Source organism: Erwinia piriflorinigrans CFBP 5888, assembly GCF_001050515.1.
Classification (GTDB): Bacteria; Pseudomonadota; Gammaproteobacteria; order Enterobacterales; family Enterobacteriaceae; genus Erwinia; species Erwinia piriflorinigrans.
In genome coordinates this window covers 121,597-141,564 of the sequence record NZ_CAHS01000017.1, presented here as the reverse complement: position 1 = coordinate 141,564, position 19,968 = coordinate 121,597, and the positions used below count along the sequence as shown (strand labels likewise).

At 52.9% G+C, this 19,968-nt stretch carries 23 protein-coding genes; 5 read left to right on the top strand and 18 right to left on the bottom strand.

From position 1 onward, the window contains the following. Nucleotides 1-4: 4 nt before the first annotated feature. The 10 genes from gspK to EPIR_RS13670 are packed head-to-tail and all read right to left on the bottom strand — an operon-like array spanning nucleotide 5 to nucleotide 8,401. On the bottom strand, nucleotides 5-898 hold the full coding sequence (gene gspK / locus EPIR_RS13715) for a type II secretion system minor pseudopilin GspK (protein ID WP_023656046.1): 894 nt from the start codon (nucleotides 896-898) through the stop codon (nucleotides 5-7). Then, nucleotides 898-1,458: a type II secretion system minor pseudopilin GspJ gene (gene gspJ, locus EPIR_RS13710; protein ID WP_023656045.1), complete on the bottom strand. Its 561-nt coding sequence runs from the start codon at nucleotides 1,456-1,458 to the stop codon at nucleotides 898-900. Before gspJ ends, gspK begins: the two co-directional genes overlap by 1 nt. Then, nucleotides 1,458-1,820, bottom strand: a complete 363-nt coding sequence (gene gspI, locus EPIR_RS13705; protein WP_023656044.1) for a type II secretion system minor pseudopilin GspI — start codon at nucleotides 1,818-1,820, stop codon at nucleotides 1,458-1,460. The genes gspJ and gspI overlap by 1 nt, the downstream gene beginning before the upstream one ends. Continuing rightward, entirely contained in the window at nucleotides 1,817-2,302 is a 486-nt protein-coding gene (locus EPIR_RS13700; protein WP_023656043.1) for a prepilin-type N-terminal cleavage/methylation domain-containing protein, read from the bottom strand. The genes gspI and EPIR_RS13700 overlap by 4 nt, the downstream gene beginning before the upstream one ends. After that, entirely contained in the window at nucleotides 2,302-2,751 is a 450-nt protein-coding gene (gene gspG, locus EPIR_RS13695) for a type II secretion system major pseudopilin GspG (protein ID WP_023656042.1), read from the bottom strand. Before gspG ends, EPIR_RS13700 begins: the two co-directional genes overlap by 1 nt. A 6-nt stretch (nucleotides 2,752-2,757) precedes the next feature. After that, nucleotides 2,758-3,963, bottom strand: a complete 1,206-nt coding sequence (gspF, locus tag EPIR_RS13690) for a type II secretion system inner membrane protein GspF (RefSeq protein ID WP_023656041.1) — start codon at nucleotides 3,961-3,963, stop codon at nucleotides 2,758-2,760. Nucleotide 3,964: 1 nt separating this feature from the next. Then, on the bottom strand, nucleotides 3,965-5,431 hold the full coding sequence (gene gspE, locus EPIR_RS13685; protein ID WP_023656040.1) for a type II secretion system ATPase GspE: 1,467 nt from the start codon (nucleotides 5,429-5,431) through the stop codon (nucleotides 3,965-3,967). Then, nucleotides 5,431-7,368 (bottom strand): type II secretion system secretin GspD, encoded by a 1,938-nt coding sequence (gene gspD, locus EPIR_RS13680; protein WP_023656039.1) that lies wholly within the window; start codon nucleotides 7,366-7,368, stop codon nucleotides 5,431-5,433. The genes gspE (EPIR_RS13685) and gspD overlap by 1 nt, the downstream gene beginning before the upstream one ends. 27 nt (nucleotides 7,369-7,395) lie before the next feature. Continuing rightward, nucleotides 7,396-7,899: a type II secretion system protein N gene (locus EPIR_RS13675; RefSeq protein ID WP_023656038.1), complete on the bottom strand. Its 504-nt coding sequence runs from the start codon at nucleotides 7,897-7,899 to the stop codon at nucleotides 7,396-7,398. A gap of 34 nt (nucleotides 7,900-7,933) precedes the next feature. After that, on the bottom strand, nucleotides 7,934-8,401 hold the full coding sequence (locus EPIR_RS13670; RefSeq protein WP_023656037.1) for a winged helix-turn-helix domain-containing protein: 468 nt from the start codon (nucleotides 8,399-8,401) through the stop codon (nucleotides 7,934-7,936). An 810-nt stretch (nucleotides 8,402-9,211) separates the two neighbouring features. Between EPIR_RS13670 and mutT the strand changes: the two genes are divergently transcribed. After that, nucleotides 9,212-9,604 carry an 8-oxo-dGTP diphosphatase MutT gene (gene mutT / locus EPIR_RS13665; RefSeq protein ID WP_023656034.1) on the top strand — a complete coding sequence of 131 codons (393 nt, stop codon included), beginning with the start codon at nucleotides 9,212-9,214 and terminating at the stop codon, nucleotides 9,602-9,604. A gap of 23 nt (nucleotides 9,605-9,627) precedes the next feature. Here the strand turns inward: mutT and yacG are convergent, their stop codons facing one another. From yacG to coaE, 3 genes are read right to left on the bottom strand one after another with little or no spacing between them, the layout of a single operon-like run. Further along, a complete protein-coding gene (yacG, locus tag EPIR_RS13660; protein ID WP_023656033.1) occupies nucleotides 9,628-9,831 on the bottom strand; it encodes a DNA gyrase inhibitor YacG in 204 nt (67 codons plus the stop codon). Nucleotides 9,832-9,841: 10 nt separating this feature from the next. After that, complete coding sequence (gene zapD / locus EPIR_RS13655; RefSeq protein ID WP_023656032.1) at nucleotides 9,842-10,585, bottom strand: cell division protein ZapD; 744 nt, start codon at nucleotides 10,583-10,585, stop codon at nucleotides 9,842-9,844. A 4-nt stretch (nucleotides 10,586-10,589) separates the two neighbouring features. Next, on the bottom strand, nucleotides 10,590-11,201 hold the full coding sequence (gene coaE / locus EPIR_RS13650) for a dephospho-CoA kinase (RefSeq protein ID WP_023656031.1): 612 nt from the start codon (nucleotides 11,199-11,201) through the stop codon (nucleotides 10,590-10,592). A 253-nt stretch (nucleotides 11,202-11,454) separates the two neighbouring features. Here coaE and EPIR_RS13645 point away from each other — a divergent pair, with 253 nt between their 5' ends. Then, entirely contained in the window at nucleotides 11,455-12,495 is a 1,041-nt protein-coding gene (locus EPIR_RS13645) for a GMP reductase (RefSeq protein ID WP_023656030.1), read from the top strand. Between the two features lie 42 nt (nucleotides 12,496-12,537). Here the strand turns inward: EPIR_RS13645 and hofC are convergent, their stop codons facing one another. The 5 genes from hofC to EPIR_RS13620 form a co-directional block, all read right to left on the bottom strand. Further along, nucleotides 12,538-13,737, bottom strand: coding sequence for a protein transport protein HofC (gene hofC / locus EPIR_RS13640; protein WP_023656029.1), 1,200 nt, complete (start codon nucleotides 13,735-13,737; stop codon nucleotides 12,538-12,540). Beyond that, on the bottom strand, nucleotides 13,730-15,130 hold the full coding sequence (gene gspE, locus EPIR_RS13635) for a type II secretion system protein GspE (RefSeq protein WP_023656028.1): 1,401 nt from the start codon (nucleotides 15,128-15,130) through the stop codon (nucleotides 13,730-13,732). Before gspE (EPIR_RS13635) ends, hofC begins: the two co-directional genes overlap by 8 nt. Next, the gene (gene ppdD, locus EPIR_RS13630) at nucleotides 15,127-15,570 is read right to left on the bottom strand and encodes a prepilin peptidase-dependent pilin (protein ID WP_023656027.1); all 444 of its coding nucleotides are present in this window, start codon (nucleotides 15,568-15,570) and stop codon (nucleotides 15,127-15,129) included. Before ppdD ends, gspE (EPIR_RS13635) begins: the two co-directional genes overlap by 4 nt. A 214-nt stretch (nucleotides 15,571-15,784) precedes the next feature. Beyond that, on the bottom strand, nucleotides 15,785-16,675 hold the full coding sequence (gene nadC, locus EPIR_RS13625) for a carboxylating nicotinate-nucleotide diphosphorylase (RefSeq protein ID WP_023656026.1): 891 nt from the start codon (nucleotides 16,673-16,675) through the stop codon (nucleotides 15,785-15,787). Nucleotides 16,676-16,754: 79 nt separating this feature from the next. Beyond that, entirely contained in the window at nucleotides 16,755-17,303 is a 549-nt protein-coding gene (locus EPIR_RS13620) for a DUF4865 family protein (RefSeq protein WP_023656025.1), read from the bottom strand. 240 nt (nucleotides 17,304-17,543) lie between these two features. On the opposite strand from EPIR_RS13620, the gene EPIR_RS13615 reads away from it, so the two are divergent. From EPIR_RS13615 to ampE, 3 genes are all read left to right on the top strand, one after another. Continuing rightward, nucleotides 17,544-18,446: a LysR substrate-binding domain-containing protein gene (locus EPIR_RS13615; protein ID WP_023656023.1), complete on the top strand. Its 903-nt coding sequence runs from the start codon at nucleotides 17,544-17,546 to the stop codon at nucleotides 18,444-18,446. 91 nt (nucleotides 18,447-18,537) lie between these two features. Continuing rightward, nucleotides 18,538-19,113 (top strand): 1,6-anhydro-N-acetylmuramyl-L-alanine amidase AmpD, encoded by a 576-nt coding sequence (gene ampD, locus EPIR_RS13610; RefSeq protein WP_023656022.1) that lies wholly within the window; start codon nucleotides 18,538-18,540, stop codon nucleotides 19,111-19,113. Beyond that, on the top strand, nucleotides 19,110-19,964 hold the full coding sequence (gene ampE / locus EPIR_RS13605; protein ID WP_023656021.1) for a beta-lactamase regulator AmpE: 855 nt from the start codon (nucleotides 19,110-19,112) through the stop codon (nucleotides 19,962-19,964). Before ampD ends, ampE begins: the two co-directional genes overlap by 4 nt. The last annotated feature ends 4 nt before the right edge of the window (nucleotides 19,965-19,968 follow it).

Here is a 19,968-nt window from a genome sequence, read left to right as displayed (position 1 = left end):
TTAATTACTCACTTAATCCATAAAGACGTGCGGTTATCCGGTATTGTCCATCCTGATGTTGGATACGACTGCGCAGTGCTGCGAATATCGTCGGGTGATTGCTCCACATCAGCAGTTCATAGCGCTCGCTTCGCATCGCCAGTACGCTTTGCAGCAGGGCGATAGCCGGAGCGATAGTTGTCATATTGAGGGAGTGGGTGAATGCGCTGAGATCCGCCCACCCCTGTGGCGGACGCGAGTCCAGCAGAGACTGGACCTGTGACATTGACAGCGTGTTGGCAAACAGTGCCCGCATCAGAGGCAGCTGACGGTCAGTCAACCCATTAATATTGACGGCAATCTTAGTTTCAGGGATCGCGCACAGTAAGGGGTGCAGCTGATGCCAAAGATCGGGTGTGACCGACGGCAGCTGTTTTATCTGGCTAATCTCATCGAACAGACGCCATTTATTCACCTGCGGGTCGGGTTTGACGAGGGCAATCACCTGCTGCATCAGGACTTCAGCCTGTGGTTTTGCCATGCCCAGATTGCTGAGCATATGTACAAAAATCTGACGCGCCATCGACGGTGGAATGCGCAGTTCTTGGTCTGCCACTCTTTGCGGCAGTAGCGCATTGAGGTTAAAGCATGCCTGGCGGTCCAGCAGTTCAAATTGGATAAGCTGTTCGCCGAACTGACGCTGGCGCACCGTTAACGGCGGTTTTTGCAGCGGCTGTGAGTTGAGAAACCACTGTTCAGCGCTCAACAGGTTCCATTTGCTCTGTTGGAATGCCTGGCTGCTTTCCGCGCGCGTCAATGCCTGCATGCCATACTGGTTACTGGTGGTGGCCAGCAATGCCATAATAGCGATCATCAGTAGCACCACCAGCATAGCCATTCCGCGTTGCAATCTCGGCATCACTCTACCCCACTCAATATAATGACCCGAGTCAGCTTGCCGTAGTCGGCAATCTTCAGGGTGACCTCAATCGCTTGCGGGAGTGAAAAGGCGGCGTTCCATTGAGGAAGCCATCTTCCCGCCGACCAGTAACGCAGGGTGATCTGTTCAATCCCGTTAAAGCGTGCCGTGATCACGCTGTCTTCCACGGTTTCGCGTATCAGCTGTTGGTCTGCCAGACGCCAGCGGATGGCCTGCAGGGTAGAGCGGGGCTGTGTGGCGCCGGGCAGCGTCGCGTTACGGCGAGTTAACTGAAGCAGGGCTTCAGGCTTATTGCTGACAAAGGCTGGCTGCGTGCTTGAAATCGTTTCATCCTGTGCCGGGATCATGGCGTGTGAGATATCGCGGTCGAGCAGTGAGAACAGGCGCTGCATTTCCTCCAGCCGTGTGACATGTTGACGCGTCAGCTCATCGTTGCGCATCACCCCTTGCAGTATCTGATACCCCATCAGGCCTAGCAGCGAAAAGATAGCCAGCGCCAGCATCATTTCGATCAGCGTGAATCCACGTTGTTTCTGCATTATTCTTTTACCTGCCAGCTGTGTAAGGTGGCGATAGCATGTTGACTGTTTTTGTCCAAACGTACCTCAATCTCCAGCGCGCGGATTTTGGCATCGCTGGTGCTGACGCCTCGCCAGCGCCAGAACCAGCGCTGTTCTGCCATGACGCTACTGCCGTACAGCCACTGCTGCGCTGGCCAGGTACGTTCCAGGTATCGTTCAGCCAGCTGATTGTCGGCCACCCAGTAAGCAAACTGTTTCTGTTCAAGAAGGGTCAGGTTGCGTACCTGCTCCCCGGTCGTTTTCATTAATGCCAGCCCGGCAATCGCCAGTATCGCCAACGCGACCATCACTTCCAGTAGCGTCATTCCCCGTTGTTTCATGGTAACTCCCGCAGCGTTATCTCACCCTCTGCCGAAACAATTTCACTGGCGGCGAGGTCTGGCCCGCTAAGTTGCAGGGTAAATGGCGGCTGGTCGCCATCGGGAAGAAACAACAGCGTGGCGGGTAGCGTCGCCACTCTTCCCTGTTGGCGTAGAGTGAAAGAGGTGTTATCCGGCAGCTGATATCGCGCCAGCCGGTTTTCGATCGGCTGCCAGTGATAGCCCTTAAAAAGGGTGTCACCTTTGCTTTCGCCAGGCACCAGACGTGCCAGAACGCCCCGGTGAGGATGTAACTGCAAACGGATCACCGCCCCGTCAAGCTGTGCCTGACCAGCGGCCCAGCGCATCATCACCAGCAGTTTTTCTGCCTCTGGGCGGGTACTGGCTGCTGGCAGTGTCGCCACGGCGAGCAGCGCAATGCCGCTGAGCAGCAGCAGAACCAGCATCACTTCCAGTAGGGTAAATCCGGCGTGGCGTCGCATTACAACTCTTCTGTCTCTGGCTGCCAGTTGCAAACGTCGTCTGCGGTCTGCGGTATGCCATCAGGGCCGGCAGAGAAAATATCCAGTGCGCTATGCTGACCTGGGCTGACAAGCTGGTAATCGTTGCCCCACGGGTCCTGCGGTAAACGGCGAACGTAACCATCACTGCGATAATTACGCGGCACCGGTTCTGCCGTCGGCTTGCTCACCAGCGCTTTCAGCCCCTGTGCCGTGGTGGGGTAGCGGCTGTTACCCAGCCGATACATGTCTAGCGAGTTTTCCAGGGTAATAATGTCGCTAACGGCTTTCTGGCGATCGGCGCGGTCTTTATTGCCCATCAGGCTGGGGATCACCAGGCTGGCAAGAATACCGAGGATGACGATGACCACCATAATTTCCAGCAGGGTGAAGCCACCCTGCTGGCGGCGGCGTGCAGATGATTGTTCCATTGTGATTTATCCTATCAGGCTGTTGAGTTGTAAAATGGGTTGTAAAATGGCCAGTACGATAAACAGCACCACGCCTGCCATCACCACCACCAGCAGGGGTTCAAACAGACTGACGGCCATCGTCATCTGGCTGATAAAGGCGCTATCCTGAATATCTGCCGCTTTGTTCAGCATGCTGTCCAGTTCACCGCTGCTTTCACCGCTGGCGATCATATGGCCCATCATCGGTGACAGTAGCTGGGTCTGTTCCAGCGCCAACGTCAGGGTAGTCCCCTCACGTACTCGTTCCGCAGCGAGCTGAAGCTGTTGGCGTATAAACAGATTGGTTAATACCGTGGCGCTAATATGCATGCCTTCCAGCAGCGGGACGGCGCTGTTAGTGAGAATACTGAGCGTGCGTGCATAGCGTGCCAGGTTGAGATTGAGGACAATACGACCGATGAGCGGCAGACGCAGTTTGGCGCGGTGCCAGCGCATACGCTGCGTGGGGCGGCGCAGCAGGATACGCGCGCAGAAACCCGCCAGCAGCATAACCAGCAGCACCGGCAGGCCGATAGCACGCGTCATTTCGCTAATGGCCATCAGCAGCCGGGTAGAAAGCGGCAGCGCCTGCTTCATATGCACAAACTGCTCGACCACGCTCGGCACGACCGCCGTTAACAAAATGGTAATGACGCTGATGGCAACCAGCGTCAGCAGCAGGGGGTAGATCATTGCCTGGGAGAGCTTGCTTTTGATCTGCTGCGTTTTTTCACTGTAATCAGCCAGTTGCTCCAGCACGCTATCCAGCTTTCCCGATGCTTCGCCAGCGGCGATCATCGCCTGATACAGCGGAGGAAAGGTCGCGGGATAGAGGCCAACGGCATCGGCCAGCGAGGCACCTTCAAGCACCTTCTGGCGGATAGCGTGCAGCATGGTGCGGCCCGCAGGCCTGGTGGTTTGTTTCTCCAGCGCCAGCAGCGCCTGTTCCAGCGGTAATGCGGCGCCAACCAGCGTCGCCAGCTGGCGAGTCATTAATACTCGCTCGCTGGCAGAGAGCGAACGGCGTGATGAGGAGCCGCCGCGCAGGGAGCGGGTTTTTAGCGGCTGTAAGCGCAGCGGCTGTAGCTGCTGTTCGCGCAGCAGCTGGCGTGCCTGCTGTGGCGTATCAGCTTCCGTTTCTCCCTGAACCTTGACGCCACGCTGATTGAGCGCCTGATAGCGGAAACGCATCTCAATGTGCCTCACGCGTGACGCGAAGGATCTCTTCGAGTGTGGTCATACCGGTGAGCACTTTTTGCAGCCCGTCCTGCTGCAAAGAGCAATAGTCGTCGTTGACCAACTCGCTAAGCTGTTGCTCACTTCTGTTTTGGCCGATCGCCTGGCGCAGCGCATCATCAATGGTCAACAGCTCATAGATGCCGATGCGCCCCCGATAGCCGTTTTGATTACACTGTTCGCAGCCTACCGCGCGCCACAGCGTGACATCCGATGGCGAGGCGTGCGGAAAATGCGCCCGTTCAGCCGTGGTAGCCTTGCCCGGCTGACGGCAGGCGGGACAAAGCCGGCGTACCAGGCGCTGGGCCAGTACGCCAATCAGCGAGTTGGCGAGCAGGAAGGGTTCAACCCCCATATCACGCAGGCGCTCAATGGCACCAAAAGCGCTGTTGGTGTGCAGCGTGGACAGCACCAGATGCCCGGTGAGAGAAGCCTGCACGGCGATCTGCGCCGTTTCACCGTCGCGGATCTCCCCTATCATCACAATATCCGGGTCCTGGCGCAGAATGGCGCGTAGACCACGGGCAAAGGTCATATCCACTTTACTGTTGACCTGTGTTTGTCCAATCCCTTCCAGCTCGTACTCCACCGGATCTTCAATGGTCATGATATTTTTATCGTCGCTGTGGATAAGCTTTAGCCCGGCATACAGGGTGGTACTTTTCCCCGAGCCGGTGGGCCCGGTCACCAGCAGAATGCCATGCGGGGTTTTCAGCAGGCGATTCATCGCCTGCTGCGCTGAAGGCGACATGCCGATATCGGCCAGGTTCAGCGTCAGCCCGTTTTTATCCAGCACACGCAGCACGATGCGCTCACCATGACGTGAAGGCAGGGTGGAGACGCGCACATCGATATTCCTGCCGCCCAGACGCAGGGAGATACGGCCATCCTGCGGGATGCGTTTTTCAGCAATATCGAGCTTTGCCATCACTTTAATACGCGATAACAGATAGCGACTGAGCTGCGCCGGTGGCGACAGAATGGTGCGCAACATGCCGTCAATGCGAAAACGTACGCTCAGCTTCTTTTCGAATGGCTCAATATGAATATCGGAAGCCCCTTCTTTGATCGCCTCACTCAGGATGGCGTTAATCAGGCGAATAACCGGAGCGCCATCATCGCTGTCGAGCAGATCGTTATCCTCGGGCAACCCATCGACCAGTTCATCGAGATCAAACTCACTGCCCAGCGTCTCAAACATCTGTGTAGAAGACGCATTCTGTTGATAGGCATCGCTCATCTTCTGGCGAAAAACCTCTTCGGAAAGCAGCTCCAGGCTGGCATCTGGTGCATGGCGGCGCGCTTCCATAATGGCCGTCATCCGGCTACCCGCATGGAAACACAGGGACGCCGATTCGCCGTTGGGTAGCAGCAGGACGCTATGCTGCTGTACCCAGCTGAAGGGAAAGAGTGGCTGGCTCATTACGGCTGTTTCCGATAAAAGTCAGCGATCTGTTTCTGTGTTTCTTCCAGCGCCTGATTGCTCTGCTTGATAGACAGATTTTGATCGATGGCTTTCGCGATACGTTTATTGCCTTCAGTACCATCGAGCGTCCCGCGAAAGTTTTCCAGCTTGCTGTCGCTGGTCAGATCAAAGCTGTCCTGCTGACGAATAATGGTCGGACGGATAAACAGCATCAGGTTACGTTTACTTTTTTTATCAGAGGTGTAACGGAACAGCCCACCGATAAAGGGGATTTTGCCCAGCAGCGGAACACTGCTCTCCACGTTGCTGTGGGTGGTATCGAGGAGCCCCCCGACCACGACGGTTTTACCGCTTTCAACCAGCACCGCATTTTTCACCAGGCGGGTATTGAAGGTTGCCCCCAGCGGATCGGCTGAACCCTGTTCTGCTACGCTGGAAACCTCCTGCTCAATCTCCATCAGCACCGAGTCGCCTTTGTTGATTTGTGGTTTCACCTTCAGTTTTATCCCCACGCTTTTACGATCGACCGAGTTGAATACGCCATCGCCGCTGGTGGTTTGTGAACCGGTGAGGATCGGTACGTCCTGGCCGACGGTAAACTCGGCTTCCATATTGTCCAGCGTCACAATACTCGGCGTTGCCAGAATATTATTCAGGCTGTTGGTTTGCAGCGCGTTAAATAATCCCGCCCAGTTACCGTGATAGAACCCTGCCGCCAGACCATTGGCTTTACCCAGCGTTTCGGCAACGGTGTGGCTAATCAGGTCACTGGCTGGCGCATCGGCCGCCGGGAACTGGGTTCCCCCTGCGTGTTTGTTAAACCACTGAACGCCCAGCGCCAGCCCATCAGCATCCTGAACCTCAACGATGATCGCCTCTACCTGAACCTGAGCACGGCTGATATCGAGTCGGTTAATGATCTCTTCAAGATCGCCCATCACGTCTGGCGGAGCATTAATAATCAGGGAGTTGGTATAGGTGTCGGCCTTTACCACAATGTCTTTTGACATCGCGACAGGGCTGGCGGTTTTAGACTCCGCTTTATCCTGCATGGAGCCGCTTACGCCGCTCAGAACCTCTAACAAGTTTTCCGCTTTGGCGTGTTTAAGATAAAACACCCTGGAGTTGCTGCTGTGGTCTTTCTCTTCATCCAGATTTCTGGCCGCGTCGATCAGCTGCTGGCGTGCCAGCTCGTCGCCGGTAATCAGTACGGAATTAGTACGCGTATCCGGGACGGCTTTGGCGAACGATTTATTACCGCCTGCCGTTTTGTGATCGCCATTGATGGCATTGAGAATTTCTGCGACCTGAGGAGCCGATGCCCACTGCAATTTAACGGTGTTAACCGTAATATCCTCGGGCAGATCGATATTTTCGACAATCGCCATAAGCTGGCTGATTACCGCAGCTCTGCCCGTCATTAATAATACGTTACTGGGGTCGTAATGAACGACGCTGCCTGCTGCGGCATCGTTAAGCTGGCGCAATAAAGGTGCCAGGTCTTTAGCCGCGACAAACTGGAGTGGCACAACCCGGGTAATGATCTCATCGCCGCCAACGCTGGCTCTGCCGGTGACAAAGGGCACGGCGGCCCCTTTCGCACTTTTTGAGGGGATAATTTTGAGTACGCCGTTATCCATGCTGATAGCGGTGTAGCCGTAAACCTCAAGTACGCTGAGAAAAAACTGGTAATACTGTTGTGCATCGAGTGTTTCGTAGCTGCGGACGCTGATTTTTCCTTTAACCGTCGGATCGATAATGATGGTTTTATTGAGTGATTTACTGACGGTGTTAATAAATTCTTCGATTTCAGTATTTTTAAAGCTCGCCTGATAGCCTTCCGCCTGCACGGAGGAAGAAAATAGCGCGCAAATCAGCAGCAGAAGCGGCAAACGCCTGGCGCTGGCTGGGTGTTGGGAGTTCATCTGTTTCATAGGCGTCCTGGATTTAATACGGTGTAATCACTTTATGGTTAAGGCTTCATACCTTCCCTGATGACTAATAATTACGCGCTGCGGGAAGATACGCACGATGGTGGCGGTTGTGCCAGGCAGCGCGTCTCCAATGCTCAGAGTGATCTGCTGCTGGTTCTGCTGAATGATGGCGATAGAGAGCGAGTCAAGGTTACTGCTTAGCAGGCCGGTCACTTTGAACGGCAGGGTGCTCTCCGGTGCCTGTAACAGGTGCTCATCACTGTCGTCCTGTTGCTGAACGGCCAAATCCTTGCGCGGAGCGGTAAATAATGAGATGGCCGAAAGCCTGGTATACCCATCCGGAGTGTTCTCCGGTTCGGGTTCAGCAGACAGCTGTTGCGCCTCGGGAAGGGGCAGAAGTGAAGGCGCGGGGAACTTAAACGCATAAGTCAGCGCGGCGAGCGGCAGTATTACGCTCACAAAATAGAGTGCATGAGGTGATGCAACTCTCTTTAAATAAGCGATCAGCGCATTGTCAGTGGATAAGTTCATGCTAAAACCCATATATTATGGTGCGATAAAAAGATTAGCGAATTGCATTTAACAACCATTTCTTCAACGACGGTTTATTGTTTTTATCCGTGATGTCGTCTTGCAACAGGTGAGGGGGAGCTGCGGTATTCATAGCCTCTGCTTCTATTTTTCTTAACAGAGGTTCATTAATTTTTAAACCGTAGTAAGGGACGGTAATAAGAATGTTGGTGGGCAGATGGTTACGCTGCAGAAGCGCGCGTGTCTGGAAAACTAATTGGTGATAATTATTATCACGAACACATTGATGATTTTCGTACCAGACAATATTAATGATATCTCTTTTACTGTTTATTTTTTGCGTGAGGCAGATTAAGAGACGTTTTTGCGTTTCGCTAAGGGATATTGTCAGTTTCTTACAGGGAATATCAAGCGTGTTCATCTGACAATCCAGGCTGAAAAACGTACTGTAGTGAATGTTTTCAATGTCGAGTATTTTTTCGCATTGTTCAACGCTTAACATTTTCTTTATTCCTTATGAAGTCTCCGGTATCTGCAAAGTTTCGCTGGCATACTGGAGAGAAAAAATCGCATGAAAAACACATTAAATAAACGATAGTGTTTTCTTTAATCAGCTTTTTCAAAACAATAACTTGATGAGGATCATAGAGGTTTTGTTAGTTTTTTTGCAACACGCAATAAGTTTAATTCCTCATTATAAATCAGTAAAATATTGATTTATAATTGTTTTTTCGAGGTTATTTAATGGTCTTTAAGGTATTAATTCGTGTTAAATTATTTTGACGTCGTATGTTATTTCTTATTTCCCGCTGTGCTTACATAAGTTGACATCTGTTGTTGCTGTTCATTTTATGGTGAGTTCAGATCTACGATGTTTTTTTAATCGCTTACAGGTCTCTTTATGATCACTGGACAAGATAAAGGTTGTTACCTGGAAAATGATATGCCGGCTAATCAATAACATGAGTACTTTTTTTAAAGGGTGACATTCCATTAGTTAAAATAATGTGATGGCATAGGTGTTGTGCAAAAAATGGCGTTAAGCGCCAGACTTAATAGCTCACTGAATAAATAAGTGATACCCAATGCTCTTTTGGCGATCGTTCAATAGTGAGCGTACAACACATCTGTGGTTGTGATTAAAGCGCAATGCCAAATACTGCTGAAAATATCCCTGATTGGCGGCAGAGTAAAATGCCAACCTTGACGGCAATGGCTCCGGCGGAGAAAGTGCATTGATGGCCGAGACAGCATCATATTTCGATGATAAAGTTTGTCGCCATTCGGTTTGAACCTTTTGGAGTGAACGACGATGAAACATTTACAGGTAGCAGTAGGCATTATTCGTGATAAGCAGCAACAGATTTTTTTAGCACAGCGTTCAGCCAGTGCTTATATGGGCAATATGTGGGAGTTTCCCGGCGGGAAAATTGAAGCAGGTGAGACGCCTGAACAGGCGCTTAAACGTGAGTTATTGGAAGAAACAGGTATAGAAGTGCTGAACGTCGCCCCTTACGATATTGTCGACCATACCTATAGCGATCTGCGTGTGACGCTACATTTCTTTATCGTAGATCGCTGGAATGGCGAACCCTATGGTCGTGAAGGACAGCCGCAGCGTTGGGTTGCACAGAATCAACTCAACGCCGCAGAATTTCCACCAGCGAATGCGGAAATTGTTGCCAGACTGAAAGCCGGCATTTAATAACAGGCTGGCTGGCGTGCGGTTTATTGGCGATCGAGAGGCTGTTCGCTCCAGTCATCGCTATCATTGAAATCGCCGCTGCTTGGAATACGCTTCTCCTCAGCGGCCCATTCCCCCAGGTCGATAAGCTGGCAGCGTTTACTGCAAAACGGACGCCAGCTACTGAGTTGATCCCAGATTACCTGCTTTTTGCAGGTCGGGCAGTTAACTAAGGTTACATCATTCATGGTATTTACCTTAACAACAGGCCAGCTGGAAATTGAAGCGGGCAGGGACTTCGCCTCGTTCACTGTCCAACGGCAGGAAACGGATGGCATAACGACTCTTATGTCCGGAGACCTGAGGATATAATGCATCCTCCAGTCGAAGCTGCAAACGCAGCAAATCGGCACCTTCGGCATTATCCTGGAAAAAACCATTCAGGCTGGTGTGGGTTCGAAATATCCCGGACTGACGGATCAGATCGAGGAGTCGCGTGAGCGCATCACGTATGGGGGCTAAAGAATCAAGCCAGACAGCGACCTGCTGGTCACGTTGCTGTTGTTCCATATGCAGCCAGATATGCAGTATGGGAAGATCAAAACTACAGCAGCCGCCAGGAATATTTAAGCGCTGACGCACCAGACTTATCAGGCGTTCTTCGCGCAACAATTGCCCCATGCGTGGTGCGGCGATTAAGGACGTTGCGCAGCCTTTTAGCTCCACGCGGAGCGTCTCGATTCGCGTCATATCAACGCCGGGCACTTCAGCCCATGAAAGCAATTTTTGCTGTTGGCGTTCCAGCTCTTTGAGTATTTCGGTACGCAGTTCTCCGCGTTCAAACACGTCCAACAGTTCGGCAGCGTTACGGAAAAACGTCAGAGCTCCCTGATGATCGACTATGATTTGGCTGGCGCTAAGCTGTTTTAGCAAAAATTCAATACGCAGCCAGGTGCGCATTTTTTCATTCAGAGGGTGCTCAAAAAGAACCGTTGTGCTCATACTGTTAATCCCGATCGGTTGCCCCAGCCAAAGCCAGATAGCGCCCATGAAGTTCGGCAACGCGCGCAATCACCTTTTCCGGTAATCCGCAGTTATCAATAATGTCATCTGCCACGGCCAGACGCGCTTCGCGCGTGGCCTGGGCAGCAAGGATGTGCTCAACCTGAAGGCGACTGATATTGTCGCGTTCAATAGTTCTGGCTATTTGGGTTGCGCGGTCAACATCTACCACCAACACACGATCGGCATGATGTTGCAAACGGTTTTCCACCAGCAGGGGAACAACCCACAAGCACCAGGGAGAGCGCGCTAATGCTAACTGCTGTCGGGTTCTGCTGTGGATAAGAGGATGTAACAGATTATTAATCCAATTTTTATCGGCTGCAGAACTGAATATTTTCTGACGCAGAATAGCGCGGTTCAGAGTACCGTCTGGCATCAGTATTTCATCGCCAAAATGCTCATGAATGGCTGCCAGAGCGGGTTGGCCCGGCTCGACGACCTGACGCGCGATAACATCGGCATCAACAATATCGATGCCCAGCCCGGCAAAAATGTTAGCAATGGTACTTTTCCCGCTGCCGATACCACCGGTCAGCGCTACTGTATAGGGCATAGGTTTTAGCTCAAGCTGCTTTGTTGGCTCATTATTAACGGAATAAAGACAAATAATGTGGCACAGATCACAAGACAAATTCACAGGCAAATTTGAACGATTGTAACGTAAACAAAGCCAATTTCGCAGTCTTGTCTGCACGTTTTTAGTGCGTATGATAGCGTTACTGGAGCTGGCCCTTTGCCTGTAAACGAAAGCGTAAACCCATACAGGGAACGAATTCGGATAAACGCCATCAACCAGGAAAATCGTTATGCGTATCGAAGAAGATATTAAGTTGGGTTTTAAAGACGTTCTTATCCGGCCTAAGCGTTCAACGTTACAAAGCCGTTCTCAGGTAGAGCTGGAACGCCAGTTTACCTTCAAACACTCAGGCATAGCCTGGTCCGGCGTGCCGATCATCGCGGCCAACATGGATACTGTTGGCACCTTTAATATGGCAGAAGCGCTCTCCTCCTTCGATATTCTCACCGCGGTACATAAGCACTACAGCATTGAGCAGTGGCGTGCATTTATCGAGCGGGTACCTTCAGCCGTACTGCGCCATGTGATGGTCTCTACCGGCACTTCACAGGCCGATTTTACCAAGCTACAGCAAATCCTGGCGCTGTCGCCGATGCTTAACTTCATTTGTATAGACGTTGCGAATGGCTACTCGGAGCATTTTGTGGCCTTCCTGTGCCGAGCACGCGAAGCCTTCCCGGATAAGACCATCTGCGCGGGCAATGTGGTGACGGGGGAAATGGTCGAGGAGCTTATCCTTTCCGGAGCTGATATGGTCAAAGTCGGCATCGGTCCTGGGTCTGTTTGTACTACCCGAGTTAAAACGGGCGTCGGCTATCCACAACTTTCTGCGGTTATTGAGTGTGCTGATGCTGCGCATGGCCTCGGTGGGCAAATTGTCAGCGATGGGGGCTGCTCGGTCCCTGGTGATGTGGCTAAAGCATTCGGCGGCGGCGCTGATTTCGTTATGCTGGGCGGTATGCTGGCAGCCCATGAGGAATGTGAGGGAACGCTGGTGGATGAGAATGGTGAACAGTTTATGCTGTTTTACGGGATGAGTTCCGAATCTGCCATGAAGCGGCATGCTGGCAGCGTTGCGCAGTATCGTGCAGCAGAAGGTAAGACCGTTCGGCTACCGCTGCGTGGGCCGGTGGAACTGACCGCGCGTGATATTTTGGGCGGTTTGCGTTCTGCCTGTACCTATGTCGGCGCTGAGCGGTTAAAAGAGCTGACTAAGCGCACCACCTTTATCCGTGTGAATGAGCAGGAAAACCGCATTTTTAACCGTTAATTTTCTGACCTCTTCCGGCACATTTCCGATCGGAAGAGGTGACTACCCAAGCGCATCCCCCAGCCTGAATACGGGTAAATACATGGCCACGACCAGCGTGCCAACAATACCCCCAATGACTATCATCATCAGCGGCTCCAGCGTTGCCGCCAGCGTGTCTGCCAGCTGGTGAGTTTGCTGTTCGTGCCATATTGCCAGCCTGGCCAGCAGCGTATCCAGCGAACCCGACTCTTCACCAACCTTGACTAGCTGATAGCACAGGGGGGTAAATAACAGGTGTGACTTCAGCGCCTGGTGTAGCGGATAACCGGCGGCAATATGCTGTTGCAATTGACTGATAGCCTCACGCCACAGGAGCGGGGAAAGCGTTTTTTCTATTGCCTGCAAACTGTGTAGCAGCGTCAATCCAGCACGTTGAGTCAGGGAAAGGGTAGCAAAAATCTGACTTAACAGACTGCCTCTGTACAATGTGGCGACCAGCGGTAGCCTGAGCAACAGGCGTTGCTCATAGCGCTGCCAGGCAGGATATTTGCGGCGCTGCGTTTTCCACAGCAGGCATATCGCAGTGAAAATGCCCATCAAGAGTAGCGCCTGCTGCCGTAATACTTGTGAAAGCGTAATCACAGCCTGAGTAAACCCCGGAAGCGGCGCGTTAAACGATTGGTAGATGGCGACAAACTCTGGCAGGACAAAAACCAGCATGCCGATGCTGACCAGCAGGGCAACGGCCATGATAAACAGGGGATAACGCAGCGCCTTTTGTACTTTTTGCTGAAGTTGCTGCTGCTGCTCTTGCTGAATTGCCAGCTGCAGACAGCATTCGTCCAGATCCCCGGTGAGTTCGCCGATATGAACCAGCGCTGGAAACAGCGGTGGAAAAATATCGGGCCACTCGCGCAATGCCTGTGAAAAAGGCTCCCCGGCGCTGATCCGCTGGTGCAGGTGGATGAGTAGCGCCTGCCAGCCTGCTTCAGGATGTCCGCCCGCCAATAGTTGTAAACATCCGGGCAGTGGCATTCCTGCTTTCAGCAACGTCGCGAGCTGGTGGAAGAATGCGATCTTCTGCTGCCATCGCCAGCGGCGAGAGCTATAGCGACGACCACGCGAAATCTTCAGCGGTACCTGATGTTGTATAGCCAGCTCTTCCGCTATATGTAGTGGACTGACAGCAAAGCTGAAGCCTTGTTGAAGTTGTCCTTTATCGTCAATAGCCTGCCAGCGGAACAGATAGCGCTTACTCATCGCTCCCTCCGGCTACGCGGGTTAACTCCTCCAGCGTGGTCTCTCCGCGATTGACGCAGTGAAGTCCTTCAACGAATAGCGTGTTCATTCCCTGCTGGCGCGCAATCTCCGCCAGCTTTTCTGGTGGTGCCGATTTTGCCAGTGCGTTTTGCAGGCGTGCGGAGATGGGCAGTAGCTCAAACAGCGGCAGACGGCCATAAAAACCTGAAAAGCAGCGTTCACAGCCTACCGCTTGCCAGTTTTGCACGGTTCCCGGCCAGATATGCGGGGGGAAGTGTGATGTCGCCTGCCCAGGTTGGCGACAGTGGGGGCAAAGTTTGCGTACCAGGCGCTGGGCGATGACCAGTTTAAGAGCCGATGCCAGCAGATATCCGGGTACGCCCATCTGCCCCAGACGCACCAGCGTTTCGGTCGTCGAGTTGGTATGCAAAGTGGAAAGTACCAGATGCCCCGTTTGCGCAGCCTTAACGGCGATCTCTGCGGTTTCACCATCACGGATCTCGCCGATCATAATTACGTCGGGATCCTGGCGCAACAGGGCACGTAATACACGGTGAAAATCCAACCCCGACTTAGCGTGGATCTGGGTTTGATTGACTCCCTCCAGTGGGATTTCCACTGGATCCTCCACGCTGCACAGGTTACGCGTGGCGATATTCAGCCAGCTCAATCCGCTATAGAGCGTAAAGGTTTTGCCACTGCCGGTGGGGCCGGTCACCAGAATCATCCCTTGAGGGCGAGCCAGCGCCTCGCGATATCGCTTTAACAGCGCGCTGGGCATCCCGAGGTTTTCCAGTGTGATGGCATTACTATTGCTTTGCATCAGGCGTACCACGGCCTTTTCACCAAAGCGTGTTGGCAGAGTTGAAAGACGGAAGGACTCGGTATTGTCGTTCAGCAGCAGTGAAAACTGTCCGTCCTGTGGTACCCGGCGCTCGGCGATATCCAGGCTGGCAAGGATTTTCAGGCGCGCGATCAGCGGTGCACTGTTTTCGACCCCGGCAAAAGGCAACCGCTGTAACACGCCGTCGACACGTAACCGCAGCCGCAGGCCATCTTTCTGCGGCTCGATATGAATATCAGAAGCGCGCTTTTGCAATGCCTGTATCAGCAGGGCGTTAATGATTTCTACCGCCGTCCCGTTCTGCTCCAGCGTACCCTCGGCTGAAGCAGAAGTTGAAATCCCTTCCTTACCGTTAAACTTTTCCAGCCTTGCCCGGGGCCAGCATTCGACTTCGATAGGGCAGTGTGCGGCGAAGCGTAGCTCTGTCATCAGTGCATGGCTGGGCGTTTCTGCAACGGCGATATGCAGGCGTTCGGCGGTGAAGTTAACAATAATGGCCTGATGCGCCTGACAAATCCCTTCTACCGCTCGCCGTGTCGCCGGTGTCATGGCAACTTCTCCTCATCAAAACGGAACAGGTCCTGGCAAGCTTCTTTAAGTCCAACAGAGGCGCTTTCACAACTGCGCTGCCAGCTTAACTGCCCGTCCTTGCTGTCCCACTGTGGGGTAAGCTTGACGCTCAATCCCTTCAGGCTTTCCTGACCTGACAGAGTAATGATCCCTGCATTTACCTTGAGGTCTGAAACATAGCGTGAGGTGCGTTCAGCCGGTACGCCATTGCTTCCTGCACTGCAATTGCCGCTGCCGCCACGCTCAATGGCGCAAAGTTCGACGGCCGTTTTATACGGCATGGTGGTCTGGAGCATATCGGTAAGTGCGGCCTTTTGCAGATAGTTCTGGTAGGCGGGCAAACCGATGGCGCTAAGAATGGCGATGATAGCGATAACAATCATCAGTTCGATAAGGGTGAATCCCTGTTGGTGGGTCATGGCAAACCTCCTGTTGGTTAAGAGGTCAGCACAATAGTTTGGAGCAACAGGCTTATGCCAGCGGCAAATGCCCAGTTTCAGACGGTCGCCGCAAGGTATTCGCGTTCGTTACATGACATAACTTCATTGCCTGAAGCCGTCACGCAAAAACACTATTTTTCAGGTAAAAAGGCCAGCGCTAATGGCTGGCCTGGGGTAAAACAAGATAGACGAGTTAACAAAAGCGCATCGACAAATCGAGGGCCCGTATATGTTTAGTCAGAGCACCCACGGATATATAGTCCACGCCAGTTTCGGCAAAAGTTCGCAGGGTTTGATCGGTGACATTGCCGGAGACTTCAAGCAGGGCGCGGTTATCGCTCAGCTTCACGGCATCTCGCATCTGCTCAACGGTGAAGTTGTCGAGCATAACAATATCCGCACCGGCCTGCAGCGCCTGCTCAAGTTCTTCGAGCGACTCGACTTCGACTTCGACCGGAATATCCGGGTGCATCCAGCTGGCTTTTTCTATGGCTTTGGCTATCGAGCCACAGGCAATAATGTGATTTTCTTTGATCAAAAAGGCATCGAAAAGACCGAGGCGGTGATTAGCCCCGCCCCCGCATAATACGGCATACTTCAGCGCGCTACGCAGGCCCGGTACGGTTTTGCGTGTATCCAGCAGCTGGGTGCGGGTGCCTTCCAGCAGTGCGACATAACGTCTGACTTCAGTCGCCACGCCAGAGAGCGTTTGCACAAAGTTCAGGGCAGTGCGTTCGGCGGTAAGGAGCAGTGAAGCGGGGCCAGACACTTCAAAAAGTGGCTGGTTGGCAATCAGGGTATCCCCATCATTGACGAACCAGGTGAGTTGCGTTTTGTTACCCAGCTGAATGAACACTTCTTCAACCCAGCGCTTACCGCAAAAAATACCGGGCTCACGGGTGATTACCACTGCATGAGAATGCGTATCGGCAGACAGCAGGCTGGCGGAAATATCGCGACTGAGGTCGATCTCGCCCCCCAAATCCTCATGCAACGCTTGTTCTACGCTTGGGGGAATATCGTCCTCAAGACGAGCGATCAGCGCGGTGCGGCGGCTGTCCACATCGTAACGGCGAGATGTCATGATCTAACTCCGAAAGGTCGGGGAACTAAGAGGCTACATGCTAACGTGTTTATTCTGGCCTTGCCAGCCAGCGCCTGGACTACGGCGTTATGTGATGCGGGAGGGAGAGATGACCTACCCGGTAACGCTCAGTGTCGGCACGGTCAGTGAACGCGAGCGGGCTTAATTGAAAGTTTAACCGCCGCCAATGTTGCATATCCAGGGCAACGATTTGCGTCGTGTTTTCACCGATGATGTCACTTGAACAACGGCACTGTGCCAAATCCTCTCGAGGCAAAACGGGCGTAATGATGCGGCGGGCAAAAGCCGATTGCGAAAGTTCAGCGGCTGGTCGATAGTCCAGCACCAGCCAGCTGTCAATTTGTGGACGGCCGAAATCCTGCACCAACCGCCGGAAGCCGCTGCCAGTAAGAAAATCTGCCATACTGCTACTGTCCTGCCAGAGGTAAAATGGTGCATAAAGCGGTTCATCCGTACAAAGCAGGTCGCTGCTTCTCGCATAGCACCAGGCTTTCAGCAACAGTCCTGGAAAGCTATCAAGCTGATGGCCGTTTTCCAGAATACGGGTAGTAATGATGCTCATGTCATAGTCGACGGGCAGGCGGAAGCGATATTGCATGGCAATCATGGTTGCTTCTCCGCTGGATGGTGAAAATTTTCATCGCTGGCGAATAACCCGTATTCCGAATATTTAAGGCACTGGGGAGCGCCGACCAGAGAAAAAACACGGCAGATTAAATTGCGTTCATTTTGAGAGAGATTCATCGTGAAATTCCATTATCTGAAACAGAGTTGCAGCATAATCCTGATAAATAGTTTATAAAATCGCATAATTCAGCATCAATAATCCCGAAAAGCAGGATGATTAATGGCGTCATTTAGGCCCGTAACTTTTGATCTGGAAGCGTTACGCAGTTTTGTTCTGGGTATGGAACTGGGAAGCTTTGCATTGGCGGCTCGCCGCCTGAACCGCTCTACTTCAGCCGTCAGCGCGCAATTGAAAAAACTGGAGCAACAAAGCGGTTTACCTCTTTTGCATAAAGCTGGACGGCGGCTGGAGCTAACCGAAAATGGTGAGCTGTTGATGGCCTATGGGCGTCGCCTGCTGGCACTGAACGATGAGGCTTTCAGCACATTGGCTGGACGGAATATTGCCGGTAGCGTGCGTATTGGTTTGCAGGAGGATTTTGGCGAGGCGCTGTTGTCGGAAGTGCTCGGCCAGTTTTCCCGTGCTCATCCACTGGTGCAGGTATCAGTATCTATTGGTGGTAATGCGCAGCTGCTGCAAGGGATCCATCAGGGAGAGCTTGACTTGGCATTGTGCTGGCAGGGCGAACTGAATACACGCTTTATGCAGCCACTACCGGCGGCTGCCCTGGGTTGGATTGGCTGTGAAGAGACGCGGCCTGAGCGATGGCTGGCACAGGGTGAACCTTTGCCGCTGCTATTATTTGATGCGCCTTGCCTGATTCGTATGCGTGCGATAGATGCACTTGATAATGCGGCTATTCCCTGGCGTGTGGCATTTACCAGCCGCAGCCTGAGTGGAATATGGGCGGCGGCCACGGCCAGGCTGGGGGTGACATTACGTAGTGAATTTGGCCTGCCTGCCGGGCTACAAATATTGCACCATCCCTTGTTGCCCAAAGTGGCTGAACTGGGGATCGTGCTGCATCAGGGGCAAGAGATTATTCCGCCCGCAGCCGAGCGTCTGCGTGAAATCCTACTGGCACAGTTGGTTCCACGGCTGTCAAAGACGGCTGCAAGTTGATAAGGTGAAAAGCAAAACGCAGGTCACTTAAGCACGATTAAGCAGAAAAAACAGGCTAATCTGCTGCCGTTAAAAGAGAGGAGAGCAGGGTATGCAGCTGCAAGATGGCTGGATTGAGGGCATCCGGCGCGTGCCGTCGCCGCATGTTAATCAGCGACCGAATGATGAAGCGCCTTCACTGCTCGTCATTCATAACATCAGCCTGCCACCCGGGGAGTTTGGCGGCCCGTGGATTGATGCGCTGTTTACCGGCCAGCTTGATGCCGGTGTTCACCCCTATTTTACCGGGATCTGTCGGCTTCAGGTCTCTGCGCACTGTCTGATCCGCCGTGATGGCGAGATCGTACAGTACGTGCCGTTTCACCTGCGGGCCTGGCATGCCGGCATTTCCAGCTATCAGGGGCGCGAAGCCTGCAATGATTTTTCGATTGGTATAGAGCTGGAAGGCACGGATACGCTGCCTTATACCGATGCACAATATCGGGCATTACAGGCGGTAACTGAATTACTGGTACAGAAATATCCGTTAATGGCAGATCATATTACCGGGCACAGTAATATTGCCCCACAGCGTAAAACCGACCCCGGCCCATCTTTCGACTGGCTGCGTTTTCGCACTGGCCTGGCAACTCACGTTCATACCAAGACAACGGGAATTAAGGAATGACATTATTTAGTTTATTACTGGTTCTGGGATGGGAACGTCTATTTAAGCTGGGCGAACACTGGCAGCTTGATCATCATTTGATACCCCTGTTCCGTGCTCGTAAGCACTTTTCTCTGGCGCGCACACTGCTGATGCTGTTGGTGGTTATGGGGCTGGCGGCGCTCTGTCTGTTGGCATTGAAAGGGTTGCTTTTTGGGATACCTAAACTGCTGTTTTGGATACTGGTAGGGCTGTTATGTATTGGGGCTGGCTCGGTACGTTTACACTATCATGCCTATCTGAAAGCGGCCGGTCACAACGAAACTGCGGCACATAATGCGATGGCAGATGAGTTAACGATGATCCACGGCGTGCCAGTAGACTGCGACGAGCGTGAATATCTGCGCGAACTGCAAAGTGCGCTGTTATGGATTAACTACCGCTTTTATCTGGCCCCGTTGTTCTGGTTCGTGGTTGGTGGCAGCTGGGGGCCTGTACTATTGGTGGGGTATGCGTTTCTTCGCAGCTGGCAGAGTTGGCTGGCGCGTATGCCAGAGCCTCTGGCCCGCGCTCAGTCAGGCGTTGATGCCATTTTGCACTGGGTTGACTGGCTCCCGGTGCGGCTGGTAGGCGTCGCCTATGCATTGCTGGGGCATGGTGAGCGTGCACTGCCTGCATGGTTTGCCTCAATGGGAGATCGCCATACTCCACAGTACCAGGTATTGACCCGGTTAGCGCACTTTTCGCTGGTGCGCGATCCTCATATGGATAAAGTTGAGACCCCACGCGTAGCGGTAGCTTTGGCCAAAAAAGTGTCCCTGGTATTGGTCGTAGTGGTGGCATTACTGACGATTTACGGCACGCTGCTTTAATACG